Annotated in this window: 15 protein-coding genes; 10 read left to right on the top strand and 5 right to left on the bottom strand. The window is 64.3% G+C overall.

What is annotated here, in order from left to right:
• Nucleotides 1–125: 125 nt before the first annotated feature.
• Genes IVB07_RS03430 through IVB07_RS03440 form a run of 3 tightly spaced genes read left to right on the top strand, consistent with a single transcriptional unit; the run spans nt 126 to nt 3,433 of the window.
• Nucleotides 126–2,237 carry a TRAP transporter permease gene (locus IVB07_RS03430; RefSeq protein ID WP_018453127.1) on the top strand — a complete coding sequence of 704 codons (2,112 nt, stop codon included), beginning with the start codon at nt 126–128 and terminating at the stop codon, nt 2,235–2,237.
• Complete coding sequence (locus IVB07_RS03435) at nt 2,234–2,611, top strand: DUF1850 domain-containing protein (RefSeq protein ID WP_198293337.1); 378 nt, start codon at nt 2,234–2,236, stop codon at nt 2,609–2,611. Before IVB07_RS03430 ends, IVB07_RS03435 begins: the two co-directional genes overlap by 4 nt.
• Nucleotides 2,612–2,626: 15 nt before the next feature.
• Entirely contained in the window at nt 2,627–3,433 is an 807-nt protein-coding gene (locus IVB07_RS03440; RefSeq protein WP_204512522.1) for a glucose 1-dehydrogenase, read from the top strand.
• A 159-nt stretch (nt 3,434–3,592) separates the two neighbouring features.
• Here IVB07_RS03440 and IVB07_RS03445 read toward each other — a convergent pair whose 3' ends face one another.
• A complete protein-coding gene (locus tag IVB07_RS03445) occupies nt 3,593–4,363 on the bottom strand; it encodes a hypothetical protein (RefSeq protein ID WP_018453130.1) in 771 nt (256 codons plus the stop codon).
• A gap of 78 nt (nt 4,364–4,441) precedes the next feature.
• Nucleotides 4,442–6,019, bottom strand: a complete 1,578-nt coding sequence (locus tag IVB07_RS03450; RefSeq protein WP_018453131.1) for a sodium:proton antiporter — start codon at nt 6,017–6,019, stop codon at nt 4,442–4,444.
• Nucleotides 6,020–6,114: 95 nt separating this feature from the next.
• Between IVB07_RS03450 and IVB07_RS03455 the strand changes: the two genes are divergently transcribed.
• The 4 genes from IVB07_RS03455 to IVB07_RS03470 all read left to right on the top strand — a co-directional run bounded on the left by IVB07_RS03455 (nt 6,115) and on the right by IVB07_RS03470 (nt 10,883).
• On the top strand, nt 6,115–6,873 hold the full coding sequence (locus IVB07_RS03455) for a tetratricopeptide repeat protein (RefSeq protein WP_018453132.1): 759 nt from the start codon (nt 6,115–6,117) through the stop codon (nt 6,871–6,873).
• A 133-nt stretch (nt 6,874–7,006) separates the two neighbouring features.
• Entirely contained in the window at nt 7,007–8,392 is a 1,386-nt protein-coding gene (locus IVB07_RS03460) for a tetratricopeptide repeat protein (RefSeq protein ID WP_018453133.1), read from the top strand.
• Between the two features lie 143 nt (nt 8,393–8,535).
• Nucleotides 8,536–10,458, top strand: a complete 1,923-nt coding sequence (locus tag IVB07_RS03465) for a propionyl-CoA synthetase (RefSeq protein ID WP_018453134.1) — start codon at nt 8,536–8,538, stop codon at nt 10,456–10,458.
• A gap of 164 nt (nt 10,459–10,622) precedes the next feature.
• On the top strand, nt 10,623–10,883 hold the full coding sequence (locus tag IVB07_RS03470) for a hypothetical protein (RefSeq protein ID WP_018453135.1): 261 nt from the start codon (nt 10,623–10,625) through the stop codon (nt 10,881–10,883).
• Nucleotides 10,884–11,002: 119 nt separating this feature from the next.
• On the opposite strand, the gene IVB07_RS03475 is transcribed toward IVB07_RS03470, so the two are convergent.
• Nucleotides 11,003–11,698 (bottom strand): cell cycle transcriptional regulator TrcR, encoded by a 696-nt coding sequence (locus IVB07_RS03475; RefSeq protein ID WP_007597507.1) that lies wholly within the window; start codon nt 11,696–11,698, stop codon nt 11,003–11,005.
• A 253-nt stretch (nt 11,699–11,951) separates the two neighbouring features.
• Here IVB07_RS03475 and ispH point away from each other — a divergent pair, with 253 nt between their 5' ends.
• Genes ispH through rnhA form a run of 3 tightly spaced genes read left to right on the top strand, consistent with a single transcriptional unit; the run spans nt 11,952 to nt 14,371 of the window.
• The gene (gene ispH / locus IVB07_RS03480; RefSeq protein ID WP_007597506.1) at nt 11,952–12,920 is read left to right on the top strand and encodes a 4-hydroxy-3-methylbut-2-enyl diphosphate reductase; all 969 of its coding nucleotides are present in this window, start codon (nt 11,952–11,954) and stop codon (nt 12,918–12,920) included.
• A gap of 6 nt (nt 12,921–12,926) precedes the next feature.
• Nucleotides 12,927–13,910, top strand: a complete 984-nt coding sequence (locus IVB07_RS03485; protein ID WP_247360879.1) for a homoserine kinase — start codon at nt 12,927–12,929, stop codon at nt 13,908–13,910.
• A complete protein-coding gene (rnhA, locus tag IVB07_RS03490; protein ID WP_018453138.1) occupies nt 13,907–14,371 on the top strand; it encodes a ribonuclease HI in 465 nt (154 codons plus the stop codon). Before IVB07_RS03485 ends, rnhA begins: the two co-directional genes overlap by 4 nt.
• 169 nt (nt 14,372–14,540) lie before the next feature.
• Here the strand turns inward: rnhA and IVB07_RS03495 are convergent, their stop codons facing one another.
• Together IVB07_RS03495 and IVB07_RS03500 are read right to left on the bottom strand one after the other, a co-directional pair.
• The gene (locus IVB07_RS03495) at nt 14,541–15,026 is read right to left on the bottom strand and encodes a peroxiredoxin (RefSeq protein ID WP_018453139.1); all 486 of its coding nucleotides are present in this window, start codon (nt 15,024–15,026) and stop codon (nt 14,541–14,543) included.
• A 107-nt stretch (nt 15,027–15,133) separates the two neighbouring features.
• Nucleotides 15,134–15,688: a DUF924 family protein gene (locus tag IVB07_RS03500; protein ID WP_018453140.1), complete on the bottom strand. Its 555-nt coding sequence runs from the start codon at nt 15,686–15,688 to the stop codon at nt 15,134–15,136.
• Nucleotides 15,689–15,696 lie beyond the last annotated feature (8 nt).

A 15,696-nucleotide genomic window follows, 5' to 3' on the forward strand; every position in this document is an offset into this window, starting at 1 on the left:
TCCCGGCCATCCACGTTCTAAGGCCAGGCGAGAAAGATCGTGGATGCCCGGGACAAGCCCGGGCATGACGGCGCGGATGGACCGTGCCAATGCTATAAGCGCTCGACGATTGGGGATGGGTTGAAATGCTGGAGAAGGCAGAGGGCGCTCAAGAGCCCATCAAGGTCGAGTTCGACAATTTCGAGCACGGTTTTCCGGAAGGCTTTGGCCCGGGCTGGTGGGGCACGCTCGCCTACTGGATCGGCATCGCCTTCGCGATCTTCCAGCTTTATGTCGCGGCCTTCAATTATCTGCCGAGCCAGGTGGTGCGCGGCGTCCATGTCGGCTTCCTCATTCTCCTCACCTTCGGCCTGATCGGCAACTTCACCGCCAAAAGCGATTTCGGCCGCGCGATCGGCTGGCTGATCGGCGGCATGGGCTTTCTGTGCGGGCTCTATCAATGGATCTTCTATGCGGATCTGATCGCACGTGACGGCGATCCGACGCGCCTCGATCTGGTGGTCGGCACGCTGCTCGCCGTCCTGATCTTCGAGGGCACGCGGCGGCTGATGGGCGCAGCGCTCCCGCTGATGTGCGGCGCCTGTCTCGTCTACTGGTTCTTCGGCCAGTATCTGCCGTCACCGCTCAACCATCGCGGCTATGATTTCGACCAGATCGTCACGCATCTGTCGTTCGGCACCGAAGGTTTTTACGGCGTGCCGATCTACGTCTCGGCGACCTACATCTTCCTGTTCATCCTGTTCGGCTCGTTCCTGGAGCGCGCCGGCATGATCCAGCTCTTCACCGACGTTTCTCTTGGGTTATTCGGCAGGACCCGCGGCGGCCCGGCCAAGGTCGCGGTGTTCGCCTCGGGCATGATGGGCACGATCTCCGGCTCCGGCGTCGCCAACGTCGTCACCGTCGGCCAGTTCACGATTCCGCTGATGATCAGGTTCGGCTATCGCCGCGCGTTCGCGGCCGGCGTCGAAGCGACAGCGTCGATGGGTGGGCAGATCATGCCGCCGGTGATGGGCGCGGTCGCCTTCATCATGGCAGAGACGCTCGGCGTCCAATATTCTGAGATCGTGAAGGCGGCCGCGATTCCCGCGATGCTCTATTTCGCCTCCGCCTTCTGGATGGTGCATCTGGAGGCCGGCAAGCACGGGCTCACCGGCATGAAGCGCTCGGAGATTCCGAGCGCCTGGAAGGCCCTGGTGACGCGCTGGTATCTCGTGCTGCCGCTCGCGGCGCTGGTCTACATGCTGTTCGAAGGTTTTACGCCGCTCTATGCCGGCAGCATGGGCCTCGCGCTCACAGTGGCGCTGATCCTTGGCACCGCCATCACGACAGGCGCGTCTTCGATGGCGATCCGCTATGTCTTCTGGATCGGGCTCGCGCTCGTCGTCGCGGCGCTCTCGCGCGACGGCCTTCAGATCGTGCCGGTCGCAGGCGTCGTCGTCGCGCTGATCGTGATCACTGCGTTCGTGCGTGGCGGATTTTCCGCCCTGCGCGCCTGCCGCGATGCCTTGGCTGAAAGCGCCAAATCCGCGATCACCGTCGGCATGGCCTGCGCCATCGTCGGGGTCATCATCGGCATGATGTCGCAGACCGGCGTCGGCACCATCTTCGGCGGCTGGGTGATCGGTCTCGGCGAGAAGAGCCTGTTCCTGGCGCTGATCATGACCATGCTGCTGTCGATCCTGCTCGGCACCGGCATCCCGACCATCCCGACCTACATCATCACGGCAGCGCTCGCGGCGCCCGCGTTGGCCAAACTGGGTGTGCCCCTGATCGCAAGCCACATGTTCGCGTTCTATTACGGCATCATGGCGGACCTCTCGCCGCCGGTGGCGCTGGCCGCGCTTGCCGCAGCACCGATCGCGAAGGAGAATCCGGACAAGATCGGCTGGGAGGCGATGCGCATCGCGCTCGCCGGCTACGTCATCCCCTTCATCTTCGTCTATTCGCCGGCGCTGATGCTGCAGGGCGGCGATCCCATGGCGGCCAAGCTCGGCTTCTACGGCGCGGTGGCATTGGCGACTGTCAAGGCGCTGGTGGCGATCGCGCTGTTCGGCATGGTCGCGATCGGATTCCTGTTCACGCGCCTGACGTTCCTCGAACGTTTGGTCGCGCTCGGTGCCGCGCTGTGCCTGCTCGGCGACTTCCCGTTCAGCGACACCGCGGGCTTCCTGCTCGCCGCTGCGATCGTGCTGTGGCAGTGGCGGCGGCGGCCGCCGGCGCCGGTCGAGGCGGTGTGAGCCTCTGCCTCGTCACAGCCTCAGGCCTGAAGGCGCTGGCGCTGTCCGCGTTCACACTGGTGTGGACGCATTCGATCGCGAAGGTCGACTGGCAGGAAGACTGGCGCGTCACCCCCGCCGGGCTCGAACTGGTGCAGGCACGCGTGAAGGGCACCGGCCCCGGCATGGAGCCGCCGCCCGAGGCGCGCCTCGTCGACGGCTGGTTTCAATGGAGGCCCGCGCGCGCGCCGATGCCGGAGGTCGTGCTGGGCAATTCGGACGCGGCTGGCGAATGGCGGCTATGCCATGACGGCAAGTGCCGGACGTTGTCCGAGATTGTCGGTCATCCCATTGGTGCTAACGTCACAAAGATGATCGTCTGCAAAGAACAATAATAAGGGAGACACGCGATGGGTCGGCTCAAGGGCAAGGTTGCGATGGTGGTGGGTGCCGGCTCGATCGGGCCTGGTTGGGGCAACGGCAAGGCCACCGCGGTCACCTTTGCCCGCCAGGGTGCGCAGGTGTTTTGCGTCGATCGCAACGGCGCGGCCGCCGAGGAGACCGCGAAGATCATCGCGGACGAAGGCGGCCAGGCGAGCGCGTTCACGGCCGACGTCTCGCATGCGCGCGAGGTCGAGGCGATGGTCGCGGCATGCCTCAAGGCCTACGGCCGCATCGACGTGCTCGACAACAATGTCGGCATCGCCGAGATGGGCAGCGTGGTCGAAGTGACCGAGGAAAGCTGGGACCGGGTCTTCAGCGTCAACCTCAAGAGCGCCTATTTCGCCATGAAGCACGTCATCCCCGTGATGGTGAAACAGGGCGGTGGCTCGATCATCAACATCTCCTCGATCGCTTCGATCCGCCACATGGGCATCTCCTACGTCACGTACGGCACCTCGAAGGCGGCGATGAACCAGATGACCCGCACCACCGCGATCGAGTTCGCGCGCCACCATGTCCGCGTCAACGCGATCCTGCCCGGCCTGATGAAGACGCCGATGGTGGAACATTCCGCAGGTCTTGCGAACAGCTATGCCAAGGGCGATGTTGAAGCGATGTGGCGGGCGCGCGATGCGCAAGTGCCGATGGGCCACATGGGCGACGCTTTCGACGTCGCCAACGCCGCGCTGTTCCTGGCCTCGGACGAAGCGAAATATGTGACGGGCATCGAGCTCGTGGTGGACGGCGGGATCACGTGCAAGGCGGGGGCCTAGGCGTCGTTCCGTGTTCGCCGTCGTCCTGGACAAGCGAGCGTAACGAGCGCTGATCTAGGACCCATAACCCCAGGGAGAAGTTTGACGAAGGCTGGCGGCTCCGGCTACTTCAACATTCGGCATTCGGGGTAATGGGTCCTGGCTTTCGCCAGGACGACATCATTGCGCCAGCGCCAGAATCCCGCCGGCGAATGAATGCCATGCCGCCGTTTCGCTGATCGGCCAGTTCAGCACCTTCACCGCCAGCAGCGCGAGCGTGCCGGTGATGTAGACTGGATGCACTCGGCCCGCGGTGCGCCAGTCGCGTACCATGGCGACGACGAGCAGCAGCGAAGCGACCATCGCGGGCGCGATGGTGACGGGCACCGGCGGCGGCCCTGGCGGTCCCGAAGGCGCGAGGAAAGTGAGAAACCAGCGCGCGATCGCGGCATCGAGGATGGAGACCGCCGCGAGCAGCATCAGGCGTTTGTGAATCTCCGGCTTTCGCGTGTTCATGATCGCGAGCACGAATACACCAGCGAAGAACGCGATCCCGCTCATCGGCACGATCGAGAAGGCGATGCCGGCCTCTTTCTGGCCGAGCGCCGCGGAATGCTGCATCACATGGACGGAGGCGAGGAAGCCGAAGATCGTCATCGCGGTCGCGAGCGAAACGCCGGCTATGCCGAGCGCACGGTGATTGACCATGCGGCCTGAGGCGGCGAGCCACGTCTGGATCACGAAATAGAGAGACCAGGTGAAGAACAACAGGCCGTGGAAATGAATGACGGGGCTTGCGGACAATGTCCGGTTCGCGAGCGGCACAAAATAGGTCGGTGCGAAGCCGAGAAAGGCGGTGGCCGCGCAGGCCAGTGCCATGTGGAGATAGAAATATCGTGCGGGCGACGCATCTCGCGCGCGCACACGACGGTCGTCGATCAGGGTCGTCATGAGGGATGAGTCTGGAGAGGCGGCGTTTGGTTCAAACCCCTAGCCACCTGTGCAGGGCGCTTGTCGGGATGACGAAATCTAACCCCCCGCGCTCAGTTCCGCGCGATCGAGCTCCTCCTCGATCCTGTGAAACGCGTCGTCACCGATCACCTCGGTGGCCCGGAGGTCGAAGATCGATTTTCGCGCGGCTTCGATGGCGCGGCGGCGCAGCGGATCGGCGGGCAATTCGCCGTTGGTGATGCCACCATGGGGATCGTCGTCGGCCTGCATCAGGATGGCACGATATTCGAGCCGCAGGATTTCGGCTTCCTCCGACGGATCGTCCTCGATCGCGTCGAGCGCCGCGCGATAGGCGACGGCGCGGGCGCGCGCGACCTCGATGCCGACGGGATTGTCGTCCTTGAGGCCGAACGCCAGGATCAGCGGCCGCAAGGTCAGGCCCTGCACGACCAGCGTGCCGAGCACGACCGCAAACGCCGAGAAGACGATGAAGTCACGATGCGGAAAGTTTTCCGGCAAGGCAAAGGCGGTGGCGAGCGTGACGAGGCCGCGCATGCCACACCAGGAGATGATGAGGCCGCCCTTGGCGGAGGCGACCTGCTTCGGATCCTTGGGGTGATAGATCCCGTGCGCCACCAGCGTGCGCAGCGTCGTGCGGTAGAGCGTGACCCAGGCCAACCGGACCAGGACCACGGTGAGCAGGATCCAGGCGGCGGCCAGGCAATAGTCCCAGCGCACGTCCGCGTCCAGCCGCGTCCAGATCGGTCGCATCTGCATGCCGATCAGCATGAACGCGAGCACGTTGAGCACGAACACCATCGTATCCCACACCGCGTAGGACGGCACCCGCAACCGCGCCGGCATGCGAGCGGGTGCAGCGCGTGCCATCGTGATGGCGTACACGACGATGGTGAGGATGCCGGAGAGGCCGAGATGTTCAGCGCCGATCCAGACCATGAAGGTAGTGGCGAATTGCATGATGATCGAACTGGGAGCCTCCGTGATCCGCACGATCACCAGTGGCATGACTCGCGCGGCGAGATAGCCGGCAACGACGCTGCCGACCAGGGCCAGAGCCATGGTTGGCGCGACCTGGCTCCATGCCAGATGCTCGGTGGCGGTCGCTCCGACGGCGATGCGATAGATCAAGAGCGCGGTCGCGTCGTTGAGCAGGCTCTCGCCTTCCAGGACCTTCACCATGCGGTGAGGCAGCTTCACCTGGCTCAGGATCGCGACCGCGGCGGCCGCGTCCGGCGGGGCCACGATGGCGCCGAGCGCAACCGCGGCGGCCCAGGGCATATCAGGCATCAGCCGGTGCGCGACGTAGGCCACAGCGGCCGTGGTCAAGCCGACCGCGGCGACGACGAGGGTGGAGACCGGAACCCAATTGTTGCGGAGATCGCGCAGCGAGGTGTCGAAGGCGGCATCGAGCAGGACCGGTGCGACAAAAAGAGCCAACGCCAGGTCGGGCTCCAGCGTCCAGGACGGGCTCGACGGCACAAAGGCGATCAGTGCGCCCCCGATTGCGAGAAAGGTCGGGTAGGGGACCTTGATCCGCCGCGCCAGCGCCGATAATGCAACGGCGCCGAGCAGAAGCACGATGATCCATTCGAATGTCGACACGTTGATCCCCGAACCCGATTTGAGCGGCGCCACAAGCTAGCACCAATCCGGTCGTATGATGGATGGTGCAGCCCCAAGGCAAGACCTCAAGGCGGACCTTAACTCAAGACTTTCCAACTGTGGCGAGCATGCGTTTTCTCATTCAATGGTCCGGCGCCGGGTTGCTCTTTGCGCTCTCGTTCGTTGCGGCTCATGCTGCGACCGGCGGCGAGCCGGCCGCGGTGCCGCAGGTCGACATCGCGCCGTGCCTCGCGGCTGCCGCAGCCGACGACATCGACAAGGCCGCCACGGCCTGCGCCGCCGTGATCGACAACGAGAAGACGGCGAAAGGGGACCTGATCAAGGCGCTGATCGCGCGCGGCGGGCTTTATGCGCGGCACGACCAAGTCGACCGCGCGATCGCCGACGACAGCCGCGCGCTGGAGCTCGATTCCGGTCTCGCCGATATCTTCAACGCGCGGGGCGAACTCTGGCTAAGGAAGGGCGACAAGCCCAAGGCGGTGCAGGATTTCGGTGCGGCGTTGAAAATCGATCCGAACCACGAGAAGGCCAAGCCCAATCACAAGGCGATGGCGCGCGAGATCGAGCGGATCGGCGCGCAGATGGCAGTCGCGGGCAAGCCCAGTTTCATTTGCAAGGGTGTGCGCCGTCCCGTCGAGAAGGCGATCTGCGCCAACCGCGAGCTCGCAGATCTCGACCGCGAGATCTTTGCCGCCAACGCGCGCGTGTTGCGCGAAGCCCGCAATGCAGGCGAAGCGAAGGCGCTTCAACGCGAGCAGGACGATTTCATCGCCGGCCGCAACGCCGGGTTCGGCCGGCCGGGGTACGATTTGAAGAAGGCGATGCAGGAGCGGCTGCAGCGGCTCAACGGGGTGGACGGGTATTGAGGCTCCTCGTCTCGCTCGTAAGAGCGGGACGAAGGAGGGAAGGGATCGGTGCGCCGCTGGCACGCCTCGATTTGAACCGATTCTTTGGCTGCCGCGACAATGGTGAAAGCCTGATGTCCCGGAGCCCTATGCCATGTGCGGCACGCATCCTTCCGCGCAAATGCTCTCGTTTGCAAAAATCTCGTTTCGCTCGCTCCTGCTCAGCGCGGCAATGAGCGTCGTTCTCGTCGCCCCTGCTTCGGCCGGCGTCGATTGCGTAATCGGGAGCAAGGCCGCTCCGGCTGAGCTGATCCCGGCCTGCAGCGCCATCATCGACCAGGCCTCGAATCCATCCCTCGATCGCGCCGCGGCATTGCTGGTGCGCGCCGACGCCAATGCGCGAACCTCGGGCGCCCTCACGCAGGCGCTGCGAGATATCGATCGCGCCATCGCACTCGATGGCAAGAACGCAAAAGCCTGGCGCCTGCGCGGTGATCTCCTGCGCGAGGCCGGCGGCGATCTCAACCGCGCCGCGGCGGACCTCAGCAAGGCCATCGAGCTCGATCCGCAGGATTCGGAATCTTACGAGCTGCGCGGCGTCGTCTACACCAACCAGCACCGGCTCGACCGCGCGCTTGCCGATTACGACCAGGCGATCAGGCTGAAGCCTGACAATGCACAGGCCTGGTCCGACCGCGGCGTGACCTATTATCTCGGCGGCGACAACGAGAAGGCGATCCGCGATCTCAGCGAGGCGTTGCGCCTCGATCCGAACCGGCCGCGCAGCTACACCAATCGTGGCGCCGCCTACAAGAAGCTCGGCCAGCTCGACAAGTCGGTTGCCGACGACGGCGAGGCGATCCGGCTCGATCCGAAAGTGCCCGAATATTACGACAATCGCGGGCTGGCGCTGGCCGCGATGGGGGAGTACGACAAGGCGATTGCCGATTACGATCAGGCGCTCCGGCTGGCACCGCGGCCGAATTTCTTCACAAACCGCGGCGATTCCTACCACCTGAAGGGCGAGCTTGGCGCGGCGCTGAGCGATTACGAGGCCGCGCTGAAACTCGATCCGAATTTCGCGCTGACCTACAACAACCGCGCCGTGCTCTACAAGAAGATGGGCGAGCGCAAGAAGGCGCTGGCCGACTACGAGACCGCGCTGCGGCTCGATCCCGGCAACGACAATGCGGCCGGCGGCCGCCGAACCATGATCGCGGAGATCGCGAAATTCGGCGGCGAGCCGCTGCGGCCGCTCGCGGCGAATTCCGGCAATGGCCCGTCGTTCGATTGTGCCACCGCGAAGCGCGAGGTCGAGAAGGTGATTTGTGCCGATCCGCAGCTGGGGGTGCTCGATCGCCAGATCGCCGAGACCTACGAGCGCGTGCTGAAATCGGCCGGGTCCCGCTTCGCCGGCGGCCTCCGTCGCACCCAGCGCGATTTCCTCACCACCCGCAATACGAGCTTCGGCCGCCCCGGCTATGATCTCAGGAAGGTCATGCAGGAGCGGCTGCAGCGGCTGAATGCGATGGATAGCTGAGCATTGTTCTTTTCAGCTTGAACCGCGGCCCGTTCCCGGGAAAATACCCCTCAAACAAGGCCGGTACTTGATCCCTGTCATGGCGGGACGTCTGTCCTGCAACAAGGTCAAGGCCAGGCGAATAAGGGAACGGGAGCGCGGGAATGAACGTCCGAGGAAACATCGACGGAAAAAGTCTCTATCACGAGGTTTATGCGCGCTCGCTGGCTGACCCCAAGGGCTTTTGGGCCGAGGTGGCCAAGGAGATCGACTGGATCGAGCCACCGAAAAAGATCTTCGATCCCTCGCAAGGCGTCTACGGCCGCTGGTTCAGCGGTGGCGTCGTCAACACCTGCTACAACGCGCTTGACCGTCAGGTCGAACGCGGCCGCGCCGACCAGGTCGCGCTGATCCATGATTCGCCGCTGGCAAATAGCGTCACCAAATTCACCTACGCCGAACTGCTGGCCGAAGTGCAGGCGCTTGCCGCCATCATGCAGGATTTTGGTGTCGCCAAGGGCGATCGCGTCATCCTGTATATGCCGATGGTCCCCGAGGCCGTCGTCGCGATGCTCGCCTGCGCGCGCATTGGCGCGGTGCACTCCGTGGTGTTCGGTGGCTTTGCCGCGAAAGAGCTCGCCACCCGCATCGACGATGCGCAGCCAAAGTTGATTCTGTCGGCGAGTTGCGGCATCGAGCCCGGCCGGATCGTGCAGTACAAGCCGCTGCTCGACGAGGCGATCAGGCTTGCGGGGGCAAAGCCGAAGGCCTGCATCGTGCTGCAACGTCCGCAGCTCGTCTGCGCCCTCACGCCCGGCCGCGACTATGATTGGGCGGGCCTGCGCCGCAAGGCGATGAACGACGGCAAGAAGGCGCCTTGTGTGCCCGTCGCCGCTACCGATCCGCTCTACATCCTCTATACGTCAGGCACGACCGGCATTCCCAAGGGTGTCGTGCGCGACAATGGCGGCCATCTCGTCGCGGTGAAATGGTCCATGTTCAACCTTTATGGCGTCAAGCCGGGCGAGGTCTGGTGGTGCGGCTCCGACATCGGCTGGGTGGTCGGCCACAGCTACATCGTCTACGGCCCGCTGCTGCATGGCGCGACCTCGATCATGTATGAGGGCAAGCCGGTCGGCACGCCCGATGCCGGCGCGTTCTGGCGCGTGATCAGCGAGCACAAGGCCGTCGCCTTCTTTACTGCGCCGACCGCGTTCCGCGCGATCCGGAAAGAAGATCCGGAAGGAAAATTCATCCGGCAATACGACCTCTCGACGTTCCGCACGCTGTTCCTGGCCGGCGAGCGCGCCGATCCGCCGACGGTGGAATGGGCGGAGCAGCAGTTGAAAGTGCCTGTGATCGACCATTGGTGGCAGACCGAAACCGGCTGGTGCATCGCCGGCAATCCGGTTGGCTTAGGTCAGCTGCCGGTGAAGCACGGGTCGCCGACGGTGCCGATGCCGGGCTATCAGGTCGACGTGGTCGACGAAGCGGCAAAGCCGGTCGGTCCGAACACCATGGGTTCGATCGTCATCAAGCTTCCGATGCCGCCGGGCTGTCTGCCGACGCTGTGGAATCAGGACGAACGGTTCAAGGAAGCCTATCTCACCGAATTCCCCGGCTACTACAAAACGTCGGATGCCGGCTACAAGGACGACGACGGCTATGTCTTCGTCATGGGCCGCACCGACGACATCATCAACGTCGCCGGCCATCGGCTCTCCACCGGCGGCATGGAGGAGATCCTGGCTTCGCATCCCGATGTCGCTGAATGCGCCGTGCTCGGCGTCAAGGACGCGATCAAGGGCGAGGTGCCCTGCGGCTTCCTGGTGCTCAAGGCGGGTGTGAAACGGGCCCCGGCCGAGATCGAGAAGGAGATCGTCGCGCTGGTGCGCGACAAGCTCGGTCCCGTTGCCGCGTTCAAGCTCGCCATCACCGTCGGCCGCCTGCCCAAGACGCGATCCGGAAAGATCTTGCGCGGCACGATCAAGAAGATCGCAGATGGTGAAGCTTGGACCATGCCGGCGACGATCGAGGACCCCAAGGTGCTGGACGAGATCGGCGATGCGCTGAAGGGGCGGGTGTGAGGTTTGCAATGGGGCTTGAATAGGCCGCATTTTTCCGCTCAATCCTCATCCTGAGGACCTGGCGCGCGTCTCGAAGGATGAAAGGCCCCGCTGCGGCAGCTTGGCCTGCATGGTTCGAGACGCCCGCTGCGCGGGCTCCTCACCATGAGGATGAAGGGCCTGCCATGAATTCGAAGCCGTTTCTAGCGATTGCATTTGCGGGCCTCATTCTCTCCGCCTGCTCCGCGCGCTACCAGACGCCGGTGGCGATGGGCGGCGATGATGACGACGCGGTCTGCCAGAGCCGCGGCTATGCGGCCGGATCGCCCGAATACGTGGCGTGCCGCAAGGACCGCGACGTCCAGCGCAGTTCCGCGACCACCCGCGCCGACCGCCGCCAGCGCGACCTCGGCGAATACATGCTGAACCATCCGGACCGGCCATAAAGGCTGCGCTGCGCCGCTGCGCTCGCAATGACGAGGTTGCTGAAGCTTCTTGCGTCAGACTAAAAACGCGGCGAGTTTCCCCGCCGCGTTTGCATTCGATGACGACTGAAGTGGAAGGATTACTCCTCCTCCTGGTCCTGCTTCTTGCCGCCGAGCGTCTTCAGCTTGGCGAACACAGCATCGACGTTGAGATCGTCGCTGGACCTCTCCGCGGGTTCGTACTCGTCCTTCTTGGTGGTTTCTGAGGCCGGCAGCAAAGTGGCGCCGCCATAGGCTGCGTCGATCGGCTTTTCCTTCGCCGCGCGCGCGACCTCGAAATCGAGCTCGATCTGCGAGCAGAGGCCGAGGGTGACGGGATCGATCGGCGTCAGCTGGGAGGTGTTCCAGTGGGTGCGATCGCGGACACTCGCGATCGTACTCTTGGTCGTGCCGACCAGGCGCATGATCTGGGCGTCCTTGAGCTCGGGATGGTTGCGCAGCAGCCAGAGGATGGCGCTCGGGCGTTCGTGGCGGCGCGAGACCGGGGTGTAGCGCGGGCCCTTGCGCTTGGGCTGCGGCGGCAGCACCACCTTGCTCTCCTGGAGGCGGAGCCGGTAGTCCGGGTTGTTCTCGCCCTTCTCGATTTCCTCGCGGGTCAGCTGGCCATTGGAAAGGGGATCCATGCCCTTGATGCCCTGGGCGGCGTCGCCATCGGCGATCGCGCGCACCTCGAGGGGGTGCATTTTGGTGAAATCGGCGACCTGATCGAAGGTCAGCGCGGTATTGTCGAGCAGCCAGACGGCGGTCGCCTTGGGCATCAGAGGTGCGTTGCTCATGGCAAATCTCCTTTGTGCTTCGCCCACCCCTTTGGAGGCGAAACCGGTGGTCATCAGCGATGACTGGGAATTCGCGCTATATAAGCCCGGAGGGGCTAGCCACGCAATGGTTCTGCTATAGATAGTGCCTTGACAGCGCCCGAAAGGGGGCCCAATTCCCTCTGAAGTCTCTGTAAGACCGTACCCAAGCCCTGTTCATCCATCGACCGCTTCCCGCCCATTTGGCGAGGTGATTCGGTCCCGAGATCGCTCAATGTCAGCCAAACCAGACCTCAAGATCGTGCTTTGTTCTCCCCGTGGCTTCTGCGCCGGGGTGGTCCGGGCGATCGACACCGTGGAACGGGCGCTCGATAAATACGGCGCCCCCGTCTATGTTCGCCACGAGATTGTGCACAATAAATACGTCGTCGATGGGTTGAAGAAGAAGGGCGCGATCTTCGTCGAGGAACTCGCCGAGATCCCGGAAAACACCACCGCGCCGGTGGTGTTCTCGGCCCATGGCGTGCCGAAATCGGTCCCGGCCGACGCCACCTCCCGCAATTTGTTCTCGCTGGATGCGACCTGCCCCCTGGTCACCAAGGTGCACCGCGAGGCCGCGATCCATTTCAAGCGCGGCCGCGAGATCTTCCTGATCGGGCATTCCCATCATCCGGAGGTGGTGGGCACGCTCGGCCAGCTCCCGACCGGCGCCGTGACCCTGATCGAGACTGCCGAGGACGCCAAGACCATCGCCCCGAAGGACCCGAACAACCTCGCCTTCGTGACCCAGACCACGTTGTCGATCGACGACACCGCGGAGATCGTGGCGCTCCTGAAGGAACGCTTCCCGAACATCAACGGGCCGCACAAGGAAGACATCTGCTACGCCACCACCAACCGCCAGCTCGCGGTGAAGAAGGTGGCGCCGGTGGTCGACGCCCTGATCGTGGTCGGTGCGCCGAACTCGTCGAACTCGCAGCGCCTGCGCGAAGTCGCCGAACGCGAGGGTTGCCCGATCGCCGTGCTGGCGCAGCGCGCCACCGAAATCGACTGGAAGCGGTTCGAGAACATCACCAGCCTCGGCATCACCGCGGGTGCCTCGGCACCGGAAGTGATCGTCGAGGAGATCATGGACGCGTTCGCCGAGCGCTTCACGCTGCATGTGGAGACGGTCTCGGCCGCGGAAGAGAACGAGTTCTTCCCGCTGCCGCGCCAGGTGCGCCCCGAAGCCGCCGCCGAGTAGACGTTCATGGCGGTCTACACCGACGTTGCCGCCGACGAGCTTGCGGACTTCCTCAACCAATACGATCTCGGCGAGTTGCTCTCCTACAAGGGCATCGCCGAGGGCGTCGAAAATTCCAACTTCCTGCTGCATACGACCAAGGGGTCGTTCATCCTCACGCTCTATGAGAAGCGCGTGGCGAAGAACGATCTGCCGTTCTTCCTCGCGCTGATGACGCATCTTGCCGAGCACGGCGTCAACTGCCCGCTGCCGGTGAAGGGAACGGACGGCGAGGCGTTGCGCGAGCTGTCGGGCCGGTCGGCCGCGATCATCACCTTTCTCGAAGGCGTCTGGCCGCGCAAGCCGAACGCGGTCCATTGCGCCGGCGTTGGCGAGGGGCTCGCCAGGATGCATCTGGCCGGCGCGAATTTCGCGATCAGGCGTGCGAACGCGCTGTCGGTCCCGGGCTGGCGGCCGCTGTTCGATGCCGCATCACACCGGGCCGACGAGGTGCAGCCCGGCCTGCGCGCGTTCCTGAGCCAAGAGCTCGACTACCTCGAGAGCGGGGTCTGGCCGACGCTTCTGCCCGAAGGCGTGATCCACGCCGACCTCTTCAACGACAACGTCTTCTTTCTCGACGACAAGTTGTCAGGGATCATCGACTTCACTTTCGCCTGCAATGACTGGCTCGCCTATGATGTCGCGATCTGCCTCAACGCCTGGTGCTTCGAGCCGGATCATTCCTTCAACGTCACCAAGGCGCGGGCCTTCCTCAATGCCTATGGCCGCGTGCGAAAGCTGTCCGAGCCGGAAGAGGCAGCGCTGCCGCTGCTCGCGCGCGGCGCTGCGATGCGCTTCCTGCTGACGCGGCTGGTCGACTGGCTCAACGTTCCGCCCGGCGCGCTGGTTCGGCCGAAGGATCCGCTGGAATATGTCCGCAAGCTGCGCTTCCACCAGAGCGTTTCCAGCGTGCGCGACTACGGGCTGATGCCGTCGGGGCTGGTGGCGTGAGCGAGCTTCCGATTGTCACGATCTACACCGACGGCGCCTGCTCGGGAAATCCGGGGCCCGGCGGCTGGGGCGCGATCCTGAAGTTCGGCGACAAGGAAAAAGAACTGAACGGTGGTGAGCGCCACACCACCAATAACCAGATGGAATTGATGGCGGCGATCTCCGCGTTGGAAGCGCTGAAGAAGCCGTGCACGGTCGATCTCTATACCGACAGCCAATATGTCCGTCAGGGCATTACCGGCTGGATCCACGGCTGGAAGCGCAACGGCTGGCGCACCGCCGACAAGAAGCCGGTGAAGAATGTCGAGCTATGGCAGCGCCTGGATGCCGCGCTGAAGGCCCATGACGTGCGGTGGCACTGGGTCAAAGGTCACGCAGGCCATCCCGAGAACGAACGCGCCGACCAGCTCGCGCGCGACGGGATCGTGAAGGCGCGGTTGCAGCAGAGGCTGGCGGAGTAGGCGCGCGGTCGGCGCTCCTTCCTCATGCTCCGCCGTCATCGCCCGGCTTGACCGGGCGATCCAGTACGCAGCGGCCTCTCGATTCAACAACAACTGCTCTGGAATACTGAATGCCCCGCTTTCGCGGGGCATGACAGAGTCGTTTGTGGCTGAAAGCGGCGTCTAAAGCTTACAGCTGCCCGAGCAGCGTATCGCCGCCGGACACCTCGACCTTGCCGGGCATCGCCTCGAGGTTCAGCTTCTTGACCACGCCGTCCTCGACCAGCATCGAATAGCGCTTGGAGCGGATGCCGAGACCGTTGCCGGAGGCGTCGAGCTCCATGCCGATCGCCTTGGTGAAGTCGGCATTGCCGTCGGCGAGGAAGATGGCCTCGTCGCGCTGGTCGGTATCGCGCTTCCAGGCGTTCATGACGAAGGCGTCGTTGACGGAGACGATGGCGATGGTGTCGACGCCCTTGTCCTTCAGGGCGTAGGCGTTGAGGAAAATGCTCGGCAGATGCATCTTGTGGCAGGTGCCCGTATAGGCGCCGGGCACCGCGAACAGCGCCACTTTCTTGCCCTTGAAGATGTCGTCGGTGGTCTTCACCTGCGGGCCTTCGGCCGTCATCACGCGGAATTTCGCCTCGGGCAGTTTGTCGCCAGTCTGGATCGCCATCGTCAGTCTCCCTGAAAATCGGTCCCGCTTTTTAGACCGTGCGGCGGCGCTGCACAATGTTGCCGGTAGGGCAGGCGGTGAGGGCGGGACCCTTCACCGTTATGTCATCAGCCGGCGAACCCGCCGCCGTCGAGGAAGGCCTGCTCGTCCGGGGTGGTGTCGCGGCCGAGCAGATGGTTGCGGTGGGGGAAGCGGCCAAACCGCCGGATGATGTCGGCGTGCTCACGCGCGTATTTCAGATTTTCGGCATTGTCGGTGTTTTGAAACAGCGCGACGCAGTGCAATTGGTCGGGCAGGTGCTCGGAATGCATGAAGGGCAAATAGAGGAATTCGAGCAGGACCGGATCGATCCTTTGATCTGCGCCCCGCGCAATGGCGCGGCGGGCGACGTCGCGCGCCAGCGCATCGCTGGCAAAGGCCTGCGACGTGCCGCGAAACATGTTGCGCGGAAACTGGTCGAGCACGATGACGAGCGCGAGTGCGCCCTCATCGGTCGCCTCCCATGACGAGAGTTCGCCGGCGACCGCCTTCTGCCACAGCGCGAGAAAGCGGCGCCTGATCTCCGCGTCGAATGCGTCGTTGCGCTCGTACCAGGCATCGCGGCCGGCCTCGCGCCAGAAGGCGAGGATGCCGGCCGGACTGATGTTGCCGTCGTCGGTCATGAACGAAA

The sequence above is a fragment of the Bradyrhizobium sp. 172 genome, from assembly GCF_023101065.1.
Classification (GTDB): Bacteria; Pseudomonadota; Alphaproteobacteria; order Rhizobiales; family Xanthobacteraceae; genus Bradyrhizobium; species Bradyrhizobium canariense_D.